General features: G+C 64.7%; 16 protein-coding genes and 1 pseudogene. 9 read left to right on the top strand and 8 right to left on the bottom strand.

Annotated features, from left to right (window positions below; genetic code table 11):
- Positions 1–93: 93 nt before the first annotated feature.
- Positions 94–744, top strand: coding sequence for a hypothetical protein (locus IVA78_RS05420; RefSeq protein WP_247421695.1), 651 nt, complete (start codon positions 94–96; stop codon positions 742–744).
- Positions 745–955: 211 nt separating this feature from the next.
- On the opposite strand, the gene IVA78_RS05415 is transcribed toward IVA78_RS05420, so the two are convergent.
- The 5 genes from IVA78_RS05415 to IVA78_RS05395 all read right to left on the bottom strand — a co-directional run bounded on the left by IVA78_RS05415 (position 956) and on the right by IVA78_RS05395 (position 3,595).
- On the bottom strand, positions 956–1,441 hold the full coding sequence (locus tag IVA78_RS05415) for an ATP F0F1 synthase subunit B (RefSeq protein WP_247281750.1): 486 nt from the start codon (positions 1,439–1,441) through the stop codon (positions 956–958).
- A 5-nt stretch (positions 1,442–1,446) separates the two neighbouring features.
- On the bottom strand, positions 1,447–2,010 hold the full coding sequence (locus IVA78_RS05410) for a F0F1 ATP synthase subunit B (RefSeq protein WP_247421692.1): 564 nt from the start codon (positions 2,008–2,010) through the stop codon (positions 1,447–1,449).
- A gap of 66 nt (positions 2,011–2,076) precedes the next feature.
- Entirely contained in the window at positions 2,077–2,307 is a 231-nt protein-coding gene (locus IVA78_RS05405; RefSeq protein ID WP_007599451.1) for a F0F1 ATP synthase subunit C, read from the bottom strand.
- Positions 2,308–2,360: 53 nt separating this feature from the next.
- Complete coding sequence (locus tag IVA78_RS05400; protein WP_247281748.1) at positions 2,361–3,110, bottom strand: F0F1 ATP synthase subunit A; 750 nt, start codon at positions 3,108–3,110, stop codon at positions 2,361–2,363.
- A gap of 110 nt (positions 3,111–3,220) precedes the next feature.
- Entirely contained in the window at positions 3,221–3,595 is a 375-nt protein-coding gene (locus IVA78_RS05395) for an AtpZ/AtpI family protein (RefSeq protein WP_247281747.1), read from the bottom strand.
- Here IVA78_RS05395 and IVA78_RS05390 point away from each other — a divergent pair.
- The 3 genes from IVA78_RS05390 to IVA78_RS05380 all read left to right on the top strand — a co-directional run bounded on the left by IVA78_RS05390 (position 3,503) and on the right by IVA78_RS05380 (position 5,095).
- A complete protein-coding gene (locus tag IVA78_RS05390) occupies positions 3,503–4,057 on the top strand; it encodes a hypothetical protein (protein WP_247464707.1) in 555 nt (184 codons plus the stop codon). The genes IVA78_RS05395 and IVA78_RS05390 overlap by 93 nt on opposite strands.
- Positions 3,954–4,475, top strand: a complete 522-nt coding sequence (locus IVA78_RS05385; protein WP_247281746.1) for a hypothetical protein — start codon at positions 3,954–3,956, stop codon at positions 4,473–4,475. The genes IVA78_RS05390 and IVA78_RS05385 overlap by 104 nt, the downstream gene beginning before the upstream one ends.
- Positions 4,476–4,621: 146 nt before the next feature.
- Positions 4,622–5,095, top strand: a complete 474-nt coding sequence (locus tag IVA78_RS05380; protein WP_247421688.1) for a secondary thiamine-phosphate synthase enzyme YjbQ — start codon at positions 4,622–4,624, stop codon at positions 5,093–5,095.
- 61 nt (positions 5,096–5,156) lie between these two features.
- Here the strand turns inward: IVA78_RS05380 and IVA78_RS05375 are convergent, their stop codons facing one another.
- Positions 5,157–6,782, bottom strand: a complete 1,626-nt coding sequence (locus IVA78_RS05375) for an MFS transporter (protein WP_247281744.1) — start codon at positions 6,780–6,782, stop codon at positions 5,157–5,159.
- Positions 6,783–7,121: 339 nt separating this feature from the next.
- Between IVA78_RS05375 and IVA78_RS05370 the strand changes: the two genes are divergently transcribed.
- Positions 7,122–7,793: a response regulator transcription factor gene (locus tag IVA78_RS05370; protein ID WP_247464704.1), complete on the top strand. Its 672-nt coding sequence runs from the start codon at positions 7,122–7,124 to the stop codon at positions 7,791–7,793.
- A 27-nt stretch (positions 7,794–7,820) separates the two neighbouring features.
- Here the strand turns inward: IVA78_RS05370 and IVA78_RS05365 are convergent, their stop codons facing one another.
- A complete protein-coding gene (locus IVA78_RS05365) occupies positions 7,821–10,661 on the bottom strand; it encodes a winged helix-turn-helix domain-containing protein (protein WP_247464701.1) in 2,841 nt (946 codons plus the stop codon).
- A gap of 196 nt (positions 10,662–10,857) precedes the next feature.
- Here IVA78_RS05365 and IVA78_RS05360 point away from each other — a divergent pair, with 196 nt between their 5' ends.
- From IVA78_RS05360 to IVA78_RS05345, 4 genes and pseudogenes are all read left to right on the top strand, one after another.
- Positions 10,858–11,277, top strand: coding sequence for an organic hydroperoxide resistance protein (locus IVA78_RS05360; protein WP_247421684.1), 420 nt, complete (start codon positions 10,858–10,860; stop codon positions 11,275–11,277).
- A 34-nt stretch (positions 11,278–11,311) separates the two neighbouring features.
- Positions 11,312–12,340, top strand: a complete 1,029-nt coding sequence (locus IVA78_RS05355) for an alpha/beta hydrolase (protein WP_247421682.1) — start codon at positions 11,312–11,314, stop codon at positions 12,338–12,340.
- 70 nt (positions 12,341–12,410) lie between these two features.
- Complete coding sequence (locus IVA78_RS05350) at positions 12,411–12,974, top strand: cytochrome P460 family protein (RefSeq protein WP_247464698.1); 564 nt, start codon at positions 12,411–12,413, stop codon at positions 12,972–12,974.
- Positions 12,975–13,791: pseudogene (locus tag IVA78_RS05345) on the top strand (SDR family NAD(P)-dependent oxidoreductase).
- A gap of 12 nt (positions 13,792–13,803) precedes the next feature.
- Here IVA78_RS05345 and IVA78_RS05340 read toward each other — a convergent pair.
- Positions 13,804–17,313 carry a PAS domain-containing hybrid sensor histidine kinase/response regulator gene (locus IVA78_RS05340; protein WP_247421678.1) on the bottom strand — a complete coding sequence of 1,170 codons (3,510 nt, stop codon included), beginning with the start codon at positions 17,311–17,313 and terminating at the stop codon, positions 13,804–13,806.
- Positions 17,314–17,558: the final 245 nt, after the last annotated feature.

Below are 17,558 nucleotides of genomic sequence, written 5' to 3'. Positions count from 1 at the left end.
TAATCTGCCTGCCTTGGGTTCGCCGATTTTGGCGATATAACGGCGCGGGCCGGCCAGCGATCGGCGCTGTGCTGTCATGGAGTATGGGTGTTGATGGTGAAGGAGCTTCGGTCGTCGCGAAATGCGTTGCGGCGGAGGACGGTGGCAGCTTTGACGTTGTCGGTTGCGCTCGCGTCTGTCTCGCCGGTGGCGGCCCAGTCCTTGAGCGACCGCTTCAAGAGCCTGTTCGGCGGCAAGTCCGACGAACCGGCCCAGCCCAAGCCGGCGCCCGCGCCCGGCCAGCCGGCCGATGACGACGTTGATTGCCCGCAGGTCACGGTGCGCGCCGGCGCCTCGACTTACGCGGTCGGCGCGGGTGGCAAGCAGGCCGTCGGCAACGACATCCGCTTCCAAGCCACAATCACCAAGATGGCGCGCGAATGCGCCCGGAGCGGCGGTGATATCACCGCGCGGATCGGAATCCAGGGCCGTGTCATCGCCGGTCCCGCCGGCGCGCCTGCGACCGTCGAGGTCCCCTTGCGTGTTGCCGTGGTGCAGGGCGGCGTCGGCGAGAAGGTGATCGCCTCGAAGGCCTACCGGACCACGGTCGCGATGTCGGAGGGCGGCAGCGTGCCGTTCACGTTCGTGGCCGAAGATCTGGCCTATCCGATGCCCTCGGCCGCGGTCGCCGATACCTACATCTTCTATGTCGGCTTCGACCCGCAGGCGCTCGCGCCCGAGCCGAAGGGACGGAAGAAGAAGTAGGGTTCAAGCTCGGCTGTCACTACAATTACGGCTGTCATCACCGCGAAGGCGGGTGATCCAGTATTCCAGAGAGGTGAGTGATCTATCGAGAGGTCGCGGCGTACTGGATGCCCCGACTGCGCGGGGCATGACACTGGACTTGTAGCTATAGATCGGCCAACAAAAAGCCGGCGCTCATCGCGCCGGCTTTTGAGTGGTGAGGGCAGAGTTCTCAGTTCAGCTTCTGCCGGACTTCGTTGATGCCCCTGGCGAGCAGGTCGTCGGCGACCTGGCCCTTGACCGACTGCGACAGGATCGTGGAAGCGGCCTGAACGGCGGCTTCCGCGGCTGCGGCACGGACGTCGGCCAGCGCCTGGGCCTCGGCGAGCGCGATCTTGCTCTCGGCGGTCTTGGTTCTGCGGGCGACGAAGTCTTCCATCTTCGCCTTGGCGTCGGCTGCGATTCGCTCGGCTTCGGCTCTGGCATTGGCGATGATGTCGGCAGCCTCGCGCTCGGCCATGGCACGGCGCGCCTTGTAGTCGGCGAGCACCTTGGCCGCCTCCTGCTTGAGACGCGCCGCGTCATCGAGCTCGGCCTTGATGCGATCGGCGCGATGGTCAAGCGCGGCCATCGCCGTCTTGAAGATCCCGAGATAGCCGAACACGACCATCAGGATCACGAAGGCGACGGCGACCCAAAATTCAGGTTCGAAGAACATCTCAACTAACCCTTCAAGGACGCGTCGACCGCGGCATTGACCGACGCTGCGTCGGGAACGACGCCCGTGAGCTGCTGCACGATCTGGCCTGCCGCATCCGCCGCGATGCCGCGGACGTTGCTCATGGCGGCGGCGCGGGTCGAGGCGATGGTCTTCTCCGCCCCGGCCAGCTTGGCCGCCAATTGCTCTTCCAGCGCCTTGCGCTCGGCGTCCGCCTGCGCATTCGCCTTGTCGCGGGATTCGTTGCCGATCGCCTGCGCCCGCATGCGCGCCGAAGCGAGCTCGCTTTCATAGGCCTTCAGCGCTGCGTCGGACTGGTCCCTCAGCTTCTGCGCTTCGGCGAGGTCGCCCTCGATTTTGTTCTGCCGCGCCTCGATCACACCGCCGATGCGCGGCAGAGCGAGCTTGGACACGATCACGTAAAGCAGGACGAAGAAGATCGCGAGCGACACCAGCTGTGAAGCAAAGCTGCTGCTCTCGAACGGCGGAAAACCGCCACCATGGTGACCACCGTCAGCCTCGGTGTGAGCGCCCGCCGGACCTTTCGCGCCGCCATGACTCTCAGCCATGGAGTTCTCCTGTTGCTGTCACGCGCGCCGTCCCAGAGCCTGGAACGGCGCGAAAAAACGTCGTTCTCAGAGCGGAACGAACAGCAGCAGCAGCGCGATCAGCAGCGAGAAGATGCCGAGCGCTTCGGTCACGGCGAAGCCGAAGATCAGGTTGCCGAACTGGCCCTGAGCGGCCGACGGGTTGCGAACGGCTGCGGCGAGGTAGTTGCCGAAGATCACGCCCACGCCGACGCCCGCACCGCCCATGCCGATGCACGCGATGCCCGCGCCGATAAGTTTTGCTGCTGCCGGATCCATTTTAGTCTCCTTGGAAGAAAGATTGGGTTTTGGGTGGAAATTCCCCGGACAACTCAGTGTCCCGGATGAATGGCGTCGTTGAGGTAGATGCAGGTCAGGATCGCGAACACATAGGCCTGAAGGAATGCGACCAGGATCTCGAGCGAGGTCAGCGCGACCGTGAGCGCCAGCGGCAGCACGCCGCCGACCCAGCCGAGGGCGCCGAGCGAGAAGCCGAGCATGGCGACGAAGCCGGCGAACACCTTCAGCGCGATGTGGCCGGCCAACATGTTGGCGAAGAGACGGACGCTGTGGGAGACCGGCCGCAGGAAGAACGACAGGATCTCGATGAACATGACCAGCGGCAGAATGTAGATGGGGACGCCGTGGGGAACGAAAATCTTGAAGAATTTCAGGCCGTTCTTGTAGAGGCCGTAGATCAGGACGGTGAAGAACACCAAGAGCGCGAGCGCCGCGGTGACGATCAGGTGGCTCGACACCGTGAAGGTATAGGGGATGATGCCCACCAGATTCGAGACGCAGATGAACATGAACAGCGAGAAGATCAGCGGGAAGAACTTCATGCCTTCCGCGCCGGCCGTCGAACGGATGGTCGAGGCGACGAATTCGTAGGAGATTTCAGCGACGGACTGGAGGCGTCCGGGAACCAGCTGCGTGCCGCTGGCGAGCATCAGGATCGAGATGATCGCGACCGCCACCAGCATGTAAAGCGACGAATTGGTGAAGGCGATCGTATGATTGCCGATATGGCCCAGGGTGAAGAGAGGCTCGATGTTGAACTGGTGGATCGGGTCGATTTTCATCAGCGCGGCATCTCTTGGTCTGCCGGCAATGCCGGCGGGTCTCGGTCTGCCGGCCGGGCCGGCCCGTACCGGCAAAGCCGGCACGATCATTCCTCTGCTGGGCGGATCGCTTAAGAACCACCGCGCCTGTTTTGACCCGCGCCCGCCGTTCTCACCACATTCACCACGCCGGCGACGAAGCCCAGCAGCAGGAACACGATAAATCCGAAAGGCGACGTCGACAGCAAGCGGTCGAACCCCCAGCCAATCCCCGCTCCGACAACGACGCCGGCGATCAACTCCGAGGATAACCGGAAACCAAGCGCCATCGCCGAGGCTCTGGCCGCTCCGTCCTCACCGTCACCTGCGGGTTGCTCGGTCTTGCTCCGCCGGTCCCGAAGTTCGGACAAGCGTTGATCAAGATTTCCGAGCCGTTCGGAAAGCGCAGCTTCCTCGGACGATCTATCGCGATCTCCATTCCCGCCGTGCTCCGTGCCCTGTGTCATGCAACGAAGACCCGAATCGCCGCGGCTGAATGGAAATTACGCCCGCCACCCTCAAAAGCCGCGCGGACCATACTGATGGCCTATTATCAAGTCAAGCCAAGTCACGATTGCGTCGCTTTCCGTTATGTATCTGATTTCTTTGCTGATATTGGCGCGCACAGCAGTGCTGCACACAGCGTGACGCCGCACCGCAGCAGCTCTCCGCATGATCAACGAATGCAGCCGCCATTTCGCCGCGCCGCCGGGATCAAAGGGACGGTCGCGGTCGTTGATATCGGTGGTGCGTTTTGGGCGGCGGATTGCCTCGGCGGGGGTAGAATTGCGAAAGTGCCACCTGCACGTCGTGGCGGAGCGCAAGATGAGACCTGTGACGTCATCCACAACATCATGGTTTGCGGTAGCGACGTTCGCCGTGGTGATGGTCGTCAGCGGCGGCTTCGTCGCCGCGCAATCCGCTCCTGACAGCGAAAACGGCCGCTACAGCATGACGCCGATCCCGGAAGGCGTGTTGCGGCTCGACACCCGCACCGGCACCATGTCGACTTGCACCAAGAACGGCGCCGGCTGGGCCTGCTACGCCTTACCCGACGAACGGGCCGCGCTCGATACCGAAATCGGCCGGCTTCAGGCCGAAGTCGAGAAGCTGAAGGGCCAGCTCGCGGCTGGGCCGACGGTATCGGGCAAGATCGACGAGCCGCTGCCGAAATCCGATCCGCTCAAGAAGGCGGAGCCGAAGGCCGCCGAGGGCGAGCGCAAGATCGAGATCCCGCTGCCGAGTGACCAAGACGTCGACCGCGTGATGTCTTTCCTGGAAAGGGCCTGGCGCCGGCTGATCGACATGGCCAACCGCGTGCAGAAGGACGTGTCGGGGAAGATTTGATTCGGCCCCTTCGAGGTCGTCCTCGCGGAAGCCAGGCCCATGTACCGCAGCCTCTCTGTTTTTTCGACACGAGTTGCCACCTTTCGCCATCACGAGCATTCGGGGTAGTGGGTCCTGGCTTTCGCCAGGACGACGAGAGGCTCTTGATGACATCAGGTAAATCCGTAACGCGTTCGGCGCCATCATTCGTGCAAACCACCACGCTCGCATCGTCGCTGCTCACCGTGCAGACGCCCGGCCGCGGCTTCACCGATCTGACCAGCGAGGCAGCCAAGTTCATCGCCGAAGCGCACGCGCGCGAGGGCGCGCTGACATTGTTCATCCGCCACACCTCGGCCTCGCTGACGATTCAGGAGAACGCCGATCCGTCCGTCCTCGTCGATCTCACCACGGCGCTGTCCCGGCTTGCGCCGGAGAATGCCGGATGGACGCATGACACTGAGGGGCCGGACGACATGCCGGCGCACGTCAAGACGATGCTGACGGGGACCTCGCTTCAGGTGCCAATCCTGAAAGGCAAGCTCGCGCTCGGCACCTGGCAGGCGATCTACCTGATCGAACATCGCAGCCGGCCGCATCGGCGCGAGATCGTGCTGCAATTCGTCGGCAGCAATCAGTAGGGACAAAACAAAACCGGCCGCGGAGACCGCGGCCGGTTCGTGTTGTCGACTGTGCTTTCGATCAGGTCGCCTTGATGTCGACGTCCTTGGTCTCGGGCAGGAACAGGAAGCCGATCACCACGGTGATGGATGCGAAGATGACCGGATACCAGAGACCTGCATAGATATCGCCTGTCGAGGCCACGATGGCGAAGGCGGTCGCGGGCAGGAGGCCGCCGAACCAGCCGTTGCCGATGTGGTAGGGCAGCGACATCGAGGTGTAGCGGATGCGGGTCGGGAATAGTTCGACCAGCATGGCCGCGATCGGGCCGTACACCATGGTGACGAACACCACCAGAATGAACAGCAGCCCGACGACTGCCGCAACCTGCGGGCGGAAGATGTCGAACGGGTGCGCCATCTTCACGATACCCGCATCGCCCGCCTTCGGATAACCGGCGGCCTGCACGGCGGCGAGGACGGCCGGGTTGCTGTCCTTGGCGTTCGTGTACGGAACCTCCTTGCCGTTCACCATGACCTTCACGCCGGAGCCGGCCGGGCCTGGTGTGGTCGAGTACTTGACCGACGACTGCGACAGGAAGGCGCGTGCGGTGTCGCAAGGCGCGGTGAAGACGCGGGTGCCGACCGGGTTGAACAGGTCGCCGCAGCCTTTTGGATCTGCCACCACCTCGACCTTGGTCTGCTCGATGGCCTTTTCCAGCGCCGGATTGGCGTTGGTGGTGATCATCTTGAAGATGGGGAAGAAGGTCAGCGCCGCGATCAGGCAGCCACCGAGGATGATCGGCTTGCGGCCGATCTTGTCGGAGAGGATGCCGAACACGATGAAGAAGCCGGTGCCGAGCAGCAGCGACCAGGCGATCAGGAGGTTGGCGGTGTAGCCGTCGACCTTCAGGATCGATTGCAGGAAGAACAGCGCATAGAACTGGCCGGTGTACCAGACCACGCCCTGGCCCATCACGCCGCCGAGCAGGGCGAGCAGCACGAGCTTGCCGTTCTGCCAGTTCCCGAAGGCCTCCGTCAGCGGCGCCTTCGAGCTCTTCCCCTCGTCCTTCATCTTCTGGAAGATCGGCGATTCGTTGAGACGCAGCCGGATCCAGACCGAGATGCCAAGCAGCAGCACCGAGACCAGGAACGGGATGCGCCAGCCCCAGGCCGCGAAATCGGCTTCGCCGGTCGCGGTACGGGTGAACAGGATCACCAGCAGCGACAGGAACAGGCCAAGCGTCGCCGTGGTCTGGATGAAGGAGGTGTAGTAGCCGCGCTTGCCGTTCGGGGCGTGCTCCGCGACATAAGTCGCCGCACCGCCATACTCGCCGCCGAGCGCCAGACCCTGGGCGAGGCGCAGCGCGATCAGGATGATCGGAGCCGCGATGCCGATGGTCGCCGCGTTGGGCAGCAGGCCGACGATGAAGGTCGAAAGACCCATGATCAGGATGGTGACAAGGAAGGTGTATTTGCGGCCGACGATGTCGCCGATGCGGCCGAACACGATCGCGCCGAACGGGCGCACCAGGAAGCCGGCGGCGAAGGCCAGCAGCGCGAAGATGTCGCGGGTTGCGGGCGGATAGGCCGAGAAGAACTGGGCGCCGATGATGCTCGCCAGCGAACCGTAGAGGTAGAAGTCGTACCATTCGAAGACGGTACCGAGCGAGGAGGCGAGAATGACGAACCGTTCGTCCTTCGTCATACCTCCCGCGCCCGTCTGAGACACTGCCATTGTCGACATGTTGAGTCGCTCCCCGAAATGCGTTTCCTCGCGCCCCAGATGCCCGGACGGGCCGGTTCAATCCAGGTCTTGCTTGCAAGGTAACATCGGCGTGAAACCCGCCCCAATACGACTTTCGGCTTTGCGCACTGACGCGCGCCTGACGCTCCGGTCTGGGGCGCCGGTGCGCAACCGTAAAGGCTGGGATTAACCCCTTTGCGACAAAGGGATAATGTGCACTTGCATGCCATGGCCGCTCGGGGAAGAATTGACCGCCGCCGCGTTGACACGCCTCCCGGCGCGAACGACAGCAAGAGAACGATGAACGCTCGCTCAACCCATCTCGTCATTGCCGATGATCATCCGCTGTTCCGCGACGCGCTGCGGCAGGCGGTGGCGGGCGTCCTGACCTCGGCCAGGATCGACGAGGCCGGATCGTTCGAGGATCTGACCAAGCTGCTGGAACAGGCCTCCGACGTGGATCTGGTCCTGCTCGACCTCTCGATGCCTGGGATCTCCGGCTTTTCCGGCCTCATCTATCTACGGGCGCAATATCCGGCGATACCGGTCGTGATCGTCTCGGCGTCCGACGACAGCGCCACGATTCGCCGCTCGCTCGATTTTGGCGCCTCCGGCTTCATCCCCAAGCGTTTCGGCGTCGAGACGCTGCGCGACGCCATCCTCAAGGTTATGGAGGGCGACGTCTGGGTTCCCGCGGACACCGATCTGTCGGCCGCCGCCGACCCCGACATGACGCGCCTGCGCGACCGTCTGGTGACGCTGACGCCGCAGCAGGTCCGGGTCCTGATGATGCTATCGGAGGGCCTCCTCAACAAGCAGATCGCCTATGAGCTCGGCGTCTCCGAGGCCACCATCAAGGCGCACGTCTCGGCCATCCTGCAAAAGCTCGGGGTCGAGAGCCGCACTCAAGCCGTCATTGCCGCCGCGAAGATCGCCGGTGGCCAGTGGAAGCAGGGCACGCCGACGGGGTGAAGCGTCCCGGGGTGCGCACAGTCCGACCTAGATCATCGCCAGCAGCCTGTTAGCGGCGGTGATATCCGTCGTCTCGGAGCCCGTGGCGAAGCCATCGAGCGCTGATTGAAGCAGGCGTTTCGCGTGCTCTCGCCGGCCCCGTTCCGCAAGGAGCTCGGCGAGATCGATTGCCGCTCGCAGCTCCCAGGCTTTTGCACCTCTGTGGCGGCTCAAATCCAGCGACTGCATGAAGTGGGCTTCTGCTTGCTCAGCGTTGGGCTCTGGCAGCGACAACAGGATTCTGCCCTTCATGCGCAGCAGCTCGGGCATGTAGAGGTGGTCGCCGCCTCGCTCGACGAGGCGGATCGCCTCGTCGACCAGGCGTGCACTCTGCTCGATCTGTCCGATTGCCAAGAAGCCCTGAACCATCGCGATGTTGAAGGTCGTAGTGAGCAGCTCGTAGCCGGCATCGTGGAGCTCGTGCAGACAAGCCCTGATCGTCTCGAGGCCGTCAGCGGCGTTTCCCCGCCGGATTGCCAGCTCGCCTTTGACGCCGCGGCCGACCGCGAGATACGGGCTCATCGAGCGCGATTCGGCGTGTGCGATGAAGCGGTCGATGTTCGCTTCCGCGTCGTTGAGGTCTCCGTTCCAGAGGTCGATCGAAACCGCCCAGATCAGCGCGATGCAGAGCGTGATCGGATGATCCATCTGCGCGGCTTCGGTGACCGTCTGTCGCGCCAGCTGCTGCGCCTGCGCGGGCCGGCCCTGCAACCAAAGCTCTCGTGCAAGCGAAATGCCGGCCCGGTTGCGATGATCGAAGCCGTAGACCGTGCTGATCCGTTCCGTGCCTGGCCCCAGCCAGGCAGCCTCCAGCATCGTCAGCGCATCGTGATGCTCGCCGGCCAGATGCAGCGAGACGCCCAGGAGCGAATGGGCAAGTGCGGTCGAAGCCGCATCGCCGAGCGCCTCGGCAACGGTGAGGCTCTGCTGGGCGTAACGGAGTGCGGCATCGAACTCTCCCATCCGCTCGTGGAAGATATGCATGCGGCCGAGCAGTTGGAGCTGGTTGATCTCGTCGCAACGGCCCTGGGCGATCGCAAGGCTCCGGCTCAAGGCGGCGCGCGCCGCTTCGCTGCCGCCCCGCGTGAACATCAAGGTGAGGCCGAGGGCAGCCTGGATGTGCATTTCCTCGGCGCTACCGCGCGAGGAAGGATCGATCGCAAGCAGCGCCCGCTCCGACCAGCGCCGGCATTCGATCAAGAGCGACATCGCGAGGAAGATCGGTGCCGCCGCAGCGGCGAGCGCCATGCCGATGCCGACATTGCCGTCCGTGCCGAAGCACCAATCCAGCGCGGCGCGCACGTTGTGAAGTGCGGAGAAGTGGATCGCCCGTTCGTCGGCGCTCGGCACGGTGGCCCAGGTCGAGCCCGCCTGCTCCAGCCATTGCCGGTAGTAGGTGGCGTGGCGTCCGGCGAGCCCCGCGTCGTTCGGCTCGATCTCGAGCAAATAGGCGCGCGTGGTGTCGAGCAGCCGGTAGCGCATCATGGCGCCGATCGGTCGGGGCGCCACCATGGACTTGGCGACGAGGCTGTCGATGGCGTCGAACAGGTGGGAGCGATCGACGCGTTTGTCCGGGACGACCTCGAGCGCGGCGTCGATGGTGAAGTGCCCGGCGAACACCGCAAGCCGGCGCAGCACCAGGCGCTCGGTGTGGGTCAGGAGCCCGTAGCTCCAGTCCAGGGTCGCCTGCAACGTCTTCTGCCGCGGCGGCGCGGTGCGCTGGCCCTGCCAGAGCAGATTGAGGCGTTCGTCGAGCAGCGTGGCCGTCTGCTCCAGGCCATAGGCCTCGACCCGGCCGGCGGCGAGTTCGATCGCCAGGGCCATGCCGTCGAGCTTGCGACAAATCCTTGCGATGATCGCGGCATTGGCATCGTCGAGCGCGATCTGCGCGCCGCTGGCCGTGGCACGTTCGAGGAAGAGTTGAAGTGCAGGATAGGTCCGCGCCGCAGCGACTGTTAGTCTCGAGCGGTCTGGCGGAACAGCGAGTGGCGCCAATCGATAGACTTGCTCGCCCTCGACGCGTAGGGCTTCGCGGCTCGTGGCCATGATATGGACATGCGGTGCGGCGTGGAAGATCTCCGCAGCCAGCGGGGCCACAGCAGCGATGACGTGCTCGCAATTGTCGAGGATCAGCAGCATCCTCTTGTCACGGAGATGCGCGAGCAGCGCGGGCAGAGGATCGTCGGTTTGCGCCGGCAAGCCCAGCATCAGCAGGATCGAGGTGATCACGAGATCGGGATCGCTGAGCGCGGCAAGATCGACGAAGTGTGCGGCATCGGCGAAGGTCTCGAGCAGGTCATGAGCGATTGCGACCGCCACGGCCGTCTTGCCGACGCCGCCGGGACCGGCGATCGTGACGAAGCGCGAGGCGATGAGCTTGTCCGAGACGGCGGCGATCGCATCGTCGCGTCCGACCATCCGTTGCAGCCGGTTCGGCAGCTTCACCGGCGACAGGCCGCCCCGCGGTGCCGCGCACCGCTCTGCCGGGATGGCCGCTCGCGAGATCGGCGCCACGAAGCAATAACCGCGGCCGGAGAGCGTGGTGATGTAGCGTGCGCCGTCGCTGCCGTCGCCGAGCGCCTTGCGAAGGGCTGCGATGTGAAAGCGCAAACTGGCTTCTTCCACAGTCAGGCCGGGCCACACCAGCGCCATCAGATCCCACTTGCTGACGACCTCGTTCGGCCGCGACATCAGCGCGATGAGCAGGTCGAAGGCTTTCGCGCCGAGCGGCAGCGGGATGCCGTCGCGCGTCATCAGCCTTTCATGCGGCGTCACGGTGAATGGCCCGAACGATAGGGTTTTTGCCACAGACCCGGCCGGTTCAGTCATGACGAATCCTGATGCTTTCCAATGGACCCGATAGCAGATGGCTGCGATCCAGCAAGCGCCTGCCTGCATCGGCATCAGACGGTGGATGCAGCCCTTGTGAGACGAGCGAGCTGAGACCTCACAACTTCTCACAACTCCAAACGGGTGTCCTGCGGCAGCCGCTGCTAGTCAGCTGCGCAACGGCAAGGAGACCTTGATGACGCAAGCGGCAAAACTGCTTTACACGGCCAAGACACACACCAGCGGCGGTCGACACGATGGCATGTCGCGCAGTTCCGACGGTCGGCTTGACGTCAAGCTGTCGCCGCCGGGTAGCGCAGGCATCGGCACCAATCCCGAGCAATTGTTCGCGGCCGGCTGGTCGGCCTGTTTCGAAGGCGCGATGGAGATCGCGGCGCGCAAGCGGAAAATCGATCTCCCCAGGAAATGCGCGATCGATGCGGAGATCGACCTCGTGCTCGACGAGGGCGCTTACTCGTTGAGGGCGCGCCTCAATATTCGTCTGCCGGGTCTCGATCGCGAGATCGCACGCGGCATCATCGATGAAGCGCATCAAACCTGCCCCTATTCCAACGCCGTCCGTGGCAACATAGACGTCACGGTCGCGCTGATCTGACGCATCATCACCCACCATCAGCAAGGTAGCCACCATGAAGCAGATCATCGACCAACATCGCCGCCAGTTTCTCGGCGTCGCCGCGGGAACCGTTGCCGCCGGTCTCTGCGTGATCGAACTCGCCCGCGCCGCGACGGAAGCGTCGCGATCCCAAGCATCGAACGCGTCCTTCGGTACGGTCAAGCAGACCGATGCCGGCGTTCTCAATGTCGGCTATGTGGAGGCGGGTCCCTCCAACGGGCCCGTGGCGATCCTGCTGCACGGCTGGCCCTACGACATTCACGCCTTCGTCGATGTCGCGCCGATCCTGGCAAAGGCCGGCTATCGTGTGATCATCCCTTACCTGCGCGGCTATGGCACGACGCATTTCCTCTCCAGCGAGACGCCGCGCAACGGCGAGCCGGCGGCAATGGCTGCCGACATCATTGCGCTGATGAACAAGCTCGATATTAAGACGGCCGTCGTCGCCGGCTTCGACTGGGGCGCGCGCACCGCGGACGTCATCGCCGCGCTGTGGCCGGACCGCTGCCGGGCATTGGTGTCGGTCAGCGGCTATCTGATCTCCAGCCAAGCCGCGGGCAACGCGCCGCTGCCGCCGCAGGCCGAACTGCAATGGTGGTACCAGTTCTATTTCGCGACCGAGCGCGGCCGCGCCGGATACGAGAAGTACACGCATGATTTTGCCAAGCTGATCTGGAAGCTCGCCTCGCCGCAATGGAAGTTCGACGACGCCACCTTCAATCGAAGCGCAGCAGCGCTCGACAACAAGGATCATGTCGCGATCACGATCCACAATTACCGCTGGCGGCTCGGGCTTGCCCAGGGCGAGACGAAATACGAGCATCTCGAAAGGAAGCTCGCGGCAGCTCCCGTCATCGACGTGCCAACGATCACGATGGAAGGCGACGCCAACGGCGCGCCGCATCCCGACCCGAGCGCCTATGCCAAGAAGTTCTCAGGCCAATATGAGTTTCGCCTGATCACCGGCGGCATCGGCCACAATTTGCCGCAGGAAGCACCGCAAGCCTTTGCCAAGGCCGTCATCGACGCCGACCGCGCCTGAACATTGTAAGCACCTCGGTCCAGCCAGGCTGGACCAAGGTTCGCCCCTCATTCCAGCTTGATGAAACGTCATGACAACAACCGAACCTGAAAAGAAGAAGTCTTCCTACCCCACGATGGTCGTTCTGGCGGTGGTCCTCCTCGTCGTGCTCCTGACCTGCGTGCCGTATCTCGTCACGGTCGCCTTCGCGGAAGGTCCGGCGGACCGCAGCGCGGCGGACGCCTCGCCGATCTTCGGGGTCACGGTTCGGCCGGGCTACAAGCAGTGGGAGCTGATCGCGCCGGCCGAAGAGGCGGCGCCGCTCGACGAGCTTCGCGCTGTCGTCGGCAACCAGATCGCGATTGACGCTTACCACACGGGAAAGCTTCCGTTCCCGGACGGCACCGTTCTGGTCAAGCGCGCCTGGAAGCGGAAACAGTCCCCTGAATTTGCGTCCGCGACGATTCCCGGCGCCGCAACTACGGTTCAGGTGATGGTCAAAGACTCCAAGAAATACGCCTCAAACGGCGGCTGGGGTTTTGGTCGCTTCGTCGACGGCAAGGCGGTCGATGAGGCCCAGCACCGCACCTGCTTCTCCTGCCACGAAGCCCGCGCCAAGAGCCGAGACTACGTCTTCACGCGGCTGGCACCCTGAATGTCCAAGATCTGGTTCATCAGCGGCGGCTCGCGCGGGCTCGGCCGCTCCATCGTGGAGGCGACGCTCGCGGCGGGAGATCGCGTCGTCGCTTCGGCCCGGGACCCAAAGCCGCTCGAACCGTTGCTTGAGCGCTTCGGCGAAAGGCTTCGGCTTGCAACCCTCGACGTGACCGCGGCAGCGCAAGCGGCGCTCGGCCTGGCCGTGGAAGCCTTCGGTGGCGTCGATGTTGTCGTGAACAACGCCGGTTACGGCGATCTCGGATCGGTCGAGGACACGAGCCTGGACTCGTTTCGTCAGCAGATCGAGGTCAACCTGATCGGCACCATCATCGTTACCAAGGCGGCGATCCCCGTTCTGCGCCGGCAAGGCCGCGGGCACATCGTGCAAGTCTCATCCGTTGGCGGGCGCATTGGTGCTCCGGCTCGCGCGGCCTATTTGGCCGCGAAATGGGGAATCGAGGGCTTTTCGGAGTCCTTCGCGAGAGATGGCGCTGATCGGTGTGCAGGTGACAATCGTCGAGCCCGGCGGCTTCCGGACCGGCTTTGCCCAGACCGCGCATGCGACCGGCGAGGGGCGAGCGGAGTACGACCTGGTTGTCGGCGCAGCCGTCAGGATGCAGCGCAATTACGATGGCCGCCAGCCCGGTGACCCGGCCAAGGCTGCAGCACTTGTGCTGAAGCTCGTCGACATGAAGCGTCCACCTCTGCGGATCGCCCTCGGAAGCGACGCGGTGAACGCGATCGCGGCGACGGACAGGCTTCGGCTCGAAGAGCTAGAGAAATGGCGCGCGCTCAGTGTGTCGACCGACTACTGACCGGCCCCGCATTCATTCCGCCGCGACCATCTGCTGCGTGCGCCACTGACCGAGCAGGGCGCGCAGCGAGGCCGGCTTGACCGGCTTGTTGAGCACCGCGACCTTTTCATCCCGCGCGGCGACCTGCACGGCGGGGCTGCGGTCGGCGGTGATCAGGATCGCGGGGATGCTGTCGCCGAAGCGGCGGCGGATGTCGCGGATGGCGGCGATGCCGTTACCGCGATCGAGATGATAGTCGACGAGCAGGCCGGTGACGCGCCGCCCGGCGGCTTCGATCGCCGCCATCGCGCCCTCGGGATCGGCGACCGCGATAACCTCGGCATCCCACGCTTTCAGCAGCGTGCGCATGCCGTCGAGGATCGCCGCATCGTTCTCGATGCAGACGATCAGTGCGCCCGAGATCGGCGTGCGTGCCAGCGGCGTCGCGCTGGTCACGGCCGCGGTGTGGGTGATCGCCTTCGCCGTCGGCACCGTCACGGAGAATACCGAGCCGCCGCTTGCATTACCGTCGATGGCGATGCTGTGCTTGAGCACGCGGGCCAGCCGCTCGACGATCGAGAGCCCCAGGCCGAGGCCGCGTGCGATTCGCGCCCCCTGCTCGAGGCGATGGAATTCTTTGAAGATCTCGCCGCGCTTGACCGGCGGGATGCCGACGCCGGTATCGTAGACGCAGATCTTGAGCGAGGCGCCGCGCCGACGACAGCCGACCAGCACGCGGCCTCGGGGGGTGTACTTGATCGCGTTGGAGATCAGATTCTGGAGCAGGCGCCGCAGCAGCAGCCGATCCGACTCGACAGGCAACGAGCAGGGCACGAAGGCAAGCTCCAGGCCCTTGGCGCGCGCGATCGGCGCGAACTCGATCTCCAGCGAGCGCATCAGATCGGCCATCTTGAAGCTCGTGATCGAAGTCGTCATTGCGCCGGCGTCGAGCCTGGAAATGTCGAGCAGCGCGCCGAGGATCTCCTCGATGGCCTGAAGCGACTCGTCGATGTTCTCGACCAGCCGGGTCTCCTCGCCATTGTGCTGGCGCTCGACAAGGCTGGTGACGTAGAGCCGCGCCGCGTTCAACGGCTGGAGAATATCGTGGCTGGCGGCGGCGAGGAAGCGCGTCTTGGAGATGCTGGCGTCCTCCGCCGTGCTCTTGGCCAGCGCCAGCTCCGAGTTCAGCCGCGTCAGCTCCTCGGTGCGGTCGCGGACGCGCTTTTCCAACGTCGCATTGGCGCGCTCCAGCGCTTCCGCCGCCTCGAAGGTGGGCGTGACGTCGGTGAAGGTGATGACGAAGCCGCCGCCCGGCATGCGGTTGGTGAGCACCTCGATCACCATGTGGCGTTCCGGCAGGCGTTCGAGATAGGGCTCGCTGTCGGTGGTGTAGGCGGCCAGCCGCCGCTCCAGCATGGCCTCGCGCTCGACCGGGTCGTCCGGATCGCTGATGCCGATGAACTCCAGGATTTCGCGAAGCGGCGTGCCGAACTGAATGAAATGCGGAGGAACGTTGAGGAGATCGCCGAACTGCCGGTTGGAGCAGATCAGTTGCAAATCGGCGTCGAAGACCGCGATACCCTGGCGTACATGGTTGAGCGCGGTCTGAAGGATCTCGCGGTTGAAGTGCAGCGCCGCATGGGAATCGTCGAGCAGTTTCAGCGCGGCCTTTGCCGAGACCGTCCGCTTGCGCAGCAGCAGCGACATCACGAGCCGCGAGGACGCGGCTCCGATCGACGAGGCGATCAGGTGCTCGGCATGCTGCAACAGCTCGAAATCGGCGGGCGCTCCGGGTTCGAGCCGGACATTGCGCCGCGCCGAGAAAGCCTCAAACGAATGGCGGGCGCGGTCGGGCCCGAGATATTGCGCGACCGTGGTCTGGATGTCCTGCACGGTGACGGTGGTGCGCCAGCGGCGGAAGCTTGGGGAGATCGGCGCGAGCGTGTTGGGGACAAACAGATCGGCCTGCACCAGCTCGATCGAAGATGGCCGGCGCGCCAGCGAGAGCAGCACATAGGTGAGAATATTGAGCGACAGCGACCAGATGACGCCATGCATCAGCGGCGGCAGGTCGGCGCCGAACAGCGCCTGTGGCCGCAGCGCCTCGATTCCGAACGGGCCGTGCTGGAGCAGCAGGATTCCCGTCGTCGAGGAATCCATGAAGCTCGGGACGAACAGCGTGTAGAGCCACACCACGAAGCCGACCAGCATCCCGCCGATCGCACCGCGCGCCGTCGCCCGCCGCCACAGCAGCCCGCCGAAGAAGCTTGGTGCAAGCTGGGCGATGGCGGCAAAGGACAACAGGCCGATCGCTGCGAGCTGGGTGTTGCCGAGCGCGCGATAGTAGAAATAGGCCATCACCATGATGGCGAAGATCGCAAGTCGCCGCGACCGCAGCAGGAAATCGCTGAAATCGGCGCCGCCGGTGCGGCCCTCCGGCCGTCGTTGCAGCACCAAGGGCACCACGAGGTCGTTCGAGACCATGATGGAGAGCGCGACGCATTCGACGATCACCATCGCGGTCGCGGCCGACAGGCCCCCGACGAAGACGACGACGCTGAGCAGATCCGCGCCGCCCTCCATCGGCAGGGCCAGCACGTACATGTCGGGGTCGGCGGTGCCGAACGGGAAGGTCACGAGGCCGGCAATCGCGATCGGGATCACGAACAGATTGATGGCGACGAGATAGAGCGGGAATAGCCAGCGCGCGCGGCCGACTTCGGCGTCGGACGAATTCTCGACGACGCTGACGTGGAACTGGCGCGGCAGCAGCATGATCGCGCACAGCGACAGCAGCGTCATAGTCAGGAAGTTGCCGATCGACGGCGAGTAGTTGATTGCGCGCACCGCCTCCGGCGTCTTCATGGCGCGCTCGATCAGTTCCTGCGGCGAGAACATCCAGAAGGTGACGAAGATGCCGGCGGCGAGGAAGGCGACCAGCTTGATGATGGATTCGGTCGCGACCGCCAGCATCAGGCCGTGCTGATGCTCGGTGGCGTCGGTCTGGCGGGTGCCGAACAGCACGGCGAAGGCCGCCATCGCCAGCGTCACCATCAGCGCCATGTCGCCGAGGATCGGGATGTGGGAGAAGGCCTGGTCCTCGCTCAGGATCGTGCCGAGCGATGAGGCGACCGCCTTGAGCTGCAGCGCGATGTAGGGCACCGAGCCGATGATGGCAATCAGCGCCACGGTGGCTGCCACCGCCTGGCTCTTGCCGTAGCGCGCGCCGATGAAGTCGGCGATCGAGGTGATGTTGTGGGCTTTGGCGAGCTGGATGACGCGCCGGAGCACGCCGGCGCCCAGTCCGATCATCAGGATCGGGCCGACATAGATCGCCAGGAAGTCGGTCGAGGTCCGGGTGGCGAAGCCGACCGAGCCGAAGAAGGTCCAGGAGGTGCAGTAGATCGCCATCGACAGCGGGTAGATCAGCCCGGAGGCGCGGCCGGGCCCGGTCGGCGAGCGACGGTCGCCGTGGCTCGCCACCAGGAACAGAAAGCCGATGTAGCCGAAGGCGGCGGCGATCACGCCCCAGTCGTGCAGCATGGCGAGCGCGCTTCTCCCTGGGCGCTGGCAGCGCCCGATCTCATTTTCTTAACAAATCTAGCGCGTTGCGCGGTCGCAAGCGACAGCGAAATGCCCGGTGGAGCCGGGAACTGGAGTTGTCGTTAAGCTGCTCGCTTGCGGCAGGGCTGAGCAACCGGCGACATGGGTAACAGTTCAAACCGACGACATGGGTAACACAATTCTCGTTTCGTTCAGGCCTGCTGTTGTTGGGGCTGTGGACCCTG

Origin of the sequence: Bradyrhizobium sp. 137 (assembly GCF_023074095.1) — a bacterium.
GTDB lineage: Bacteria > Pseudomonadota > Alphaproteobacteria > Rhizobiales > Xanthobacteraceae > Bradyrhizobium.
This window is presented reverse-complemented; position numbering and strand designations above follow the sequence as displayed.

Coding starts and splice junctions, on each gene's coding strand:
- IVA78_RS05420 (WP_247421695.1), top strand. CDS start 94: ATGGTGAAGGAGCTTCGGTCGTCGCGAAATGCGTTGCGGCGGAGGACG.
- IVA78_RS05415 (WP_247281750.1), bottom strand. CDS start 1,441: ATGTTCTTCGAACCTGAATTTTGGGTCGCCGTCGCCTTCGTGATCCTG.
- IVA78_RS05410 (WP_247421692.1), bottom strand. CDS start 2,010: ATGGCTGAGAGTCATGGCGGCGCGAAAGGTCCGGCGGGCGCTCACACC.
- IVA78_RS05405 (WP_007599451.1), bottom strand. CDS start 2,307: ATGGATCCGGCAGCAGCAAAACTTATCGGCGCGGGCATCGCGTGCATC.
- IVA78_RS05400 (WP_247281748.1), bottom strand. CDS start 3,110: ATGAAAATCGACCCGATCCACCAGTTCAACATCGAGCCTCTCTTCACC.
- IVA78_RS05395 (WP_247281747.1), bottom strand. CDS start 3,595: ATGACACAGGGCACGGAGCACGGCGGGAATGGAGATCGCGATAGATCG.
- IVA78_RS05385 (WP_247281746.1), top strand. CDS start 3,954: ATGAGACCTGTGACGTCATCCACAACATCATGGTTTGCGGTAGCGACG.
- IVA78_RS05380 (WP_247421688.1), top strand. CDS start 4,622: ATGACATCAGGTAAATCCGTAACGCGTTCGGCGCCATCATTCGTGCAA.
- IVA78_RS05375 (WP_247281744.1), bottom strand. CDS start 6,782: ATGACGAAGGACGAACGGTTCGTCATTCTCGCCTCCTCGCTCGGTACC.
- IVA78_RS05370 (WP_247464704.1), top strand. CDS start 7,122: ATGAACGCTCGCTCAACCCATCTCGTCATTGCCGATGATCATCCGCTG.
- IVA78_RS05365 (WP_247464701.1), bottom strand. CDS start 10,661: ATGACTGAACCGGCCGGGTCTGTGGCAAAAACCCTATCGTTCGGGCCA.
- IVA78_RS05360 (WP_247421684.1), top strand. CDS start 10,858: ATGACGCAAGCGGCAAAACTGCTTTACACGGCCAAGACACACACCAGC.
- IVA78_RS05355 (WP_247421682.1), top strand. CDS start 11,312: ATGAAGCAGATCATCGACCAACATCGCCGCCAGTTTCTCGGCGTCGCC.
- IVA78_RS05350 (WP_247464698.1), top strand. CDS start 12,411: ATGACAACAACCGAACCTGAAAAGAAGAAGTCTTCCTACCCCACGATG.
- IVA78_RS05340 (WP_247421678.1), bottom strand. CDS start 17,313: ATGCTGCACGACTGGGGCGTGATCGCCGCCGCCTTCGGCTACATCGGC.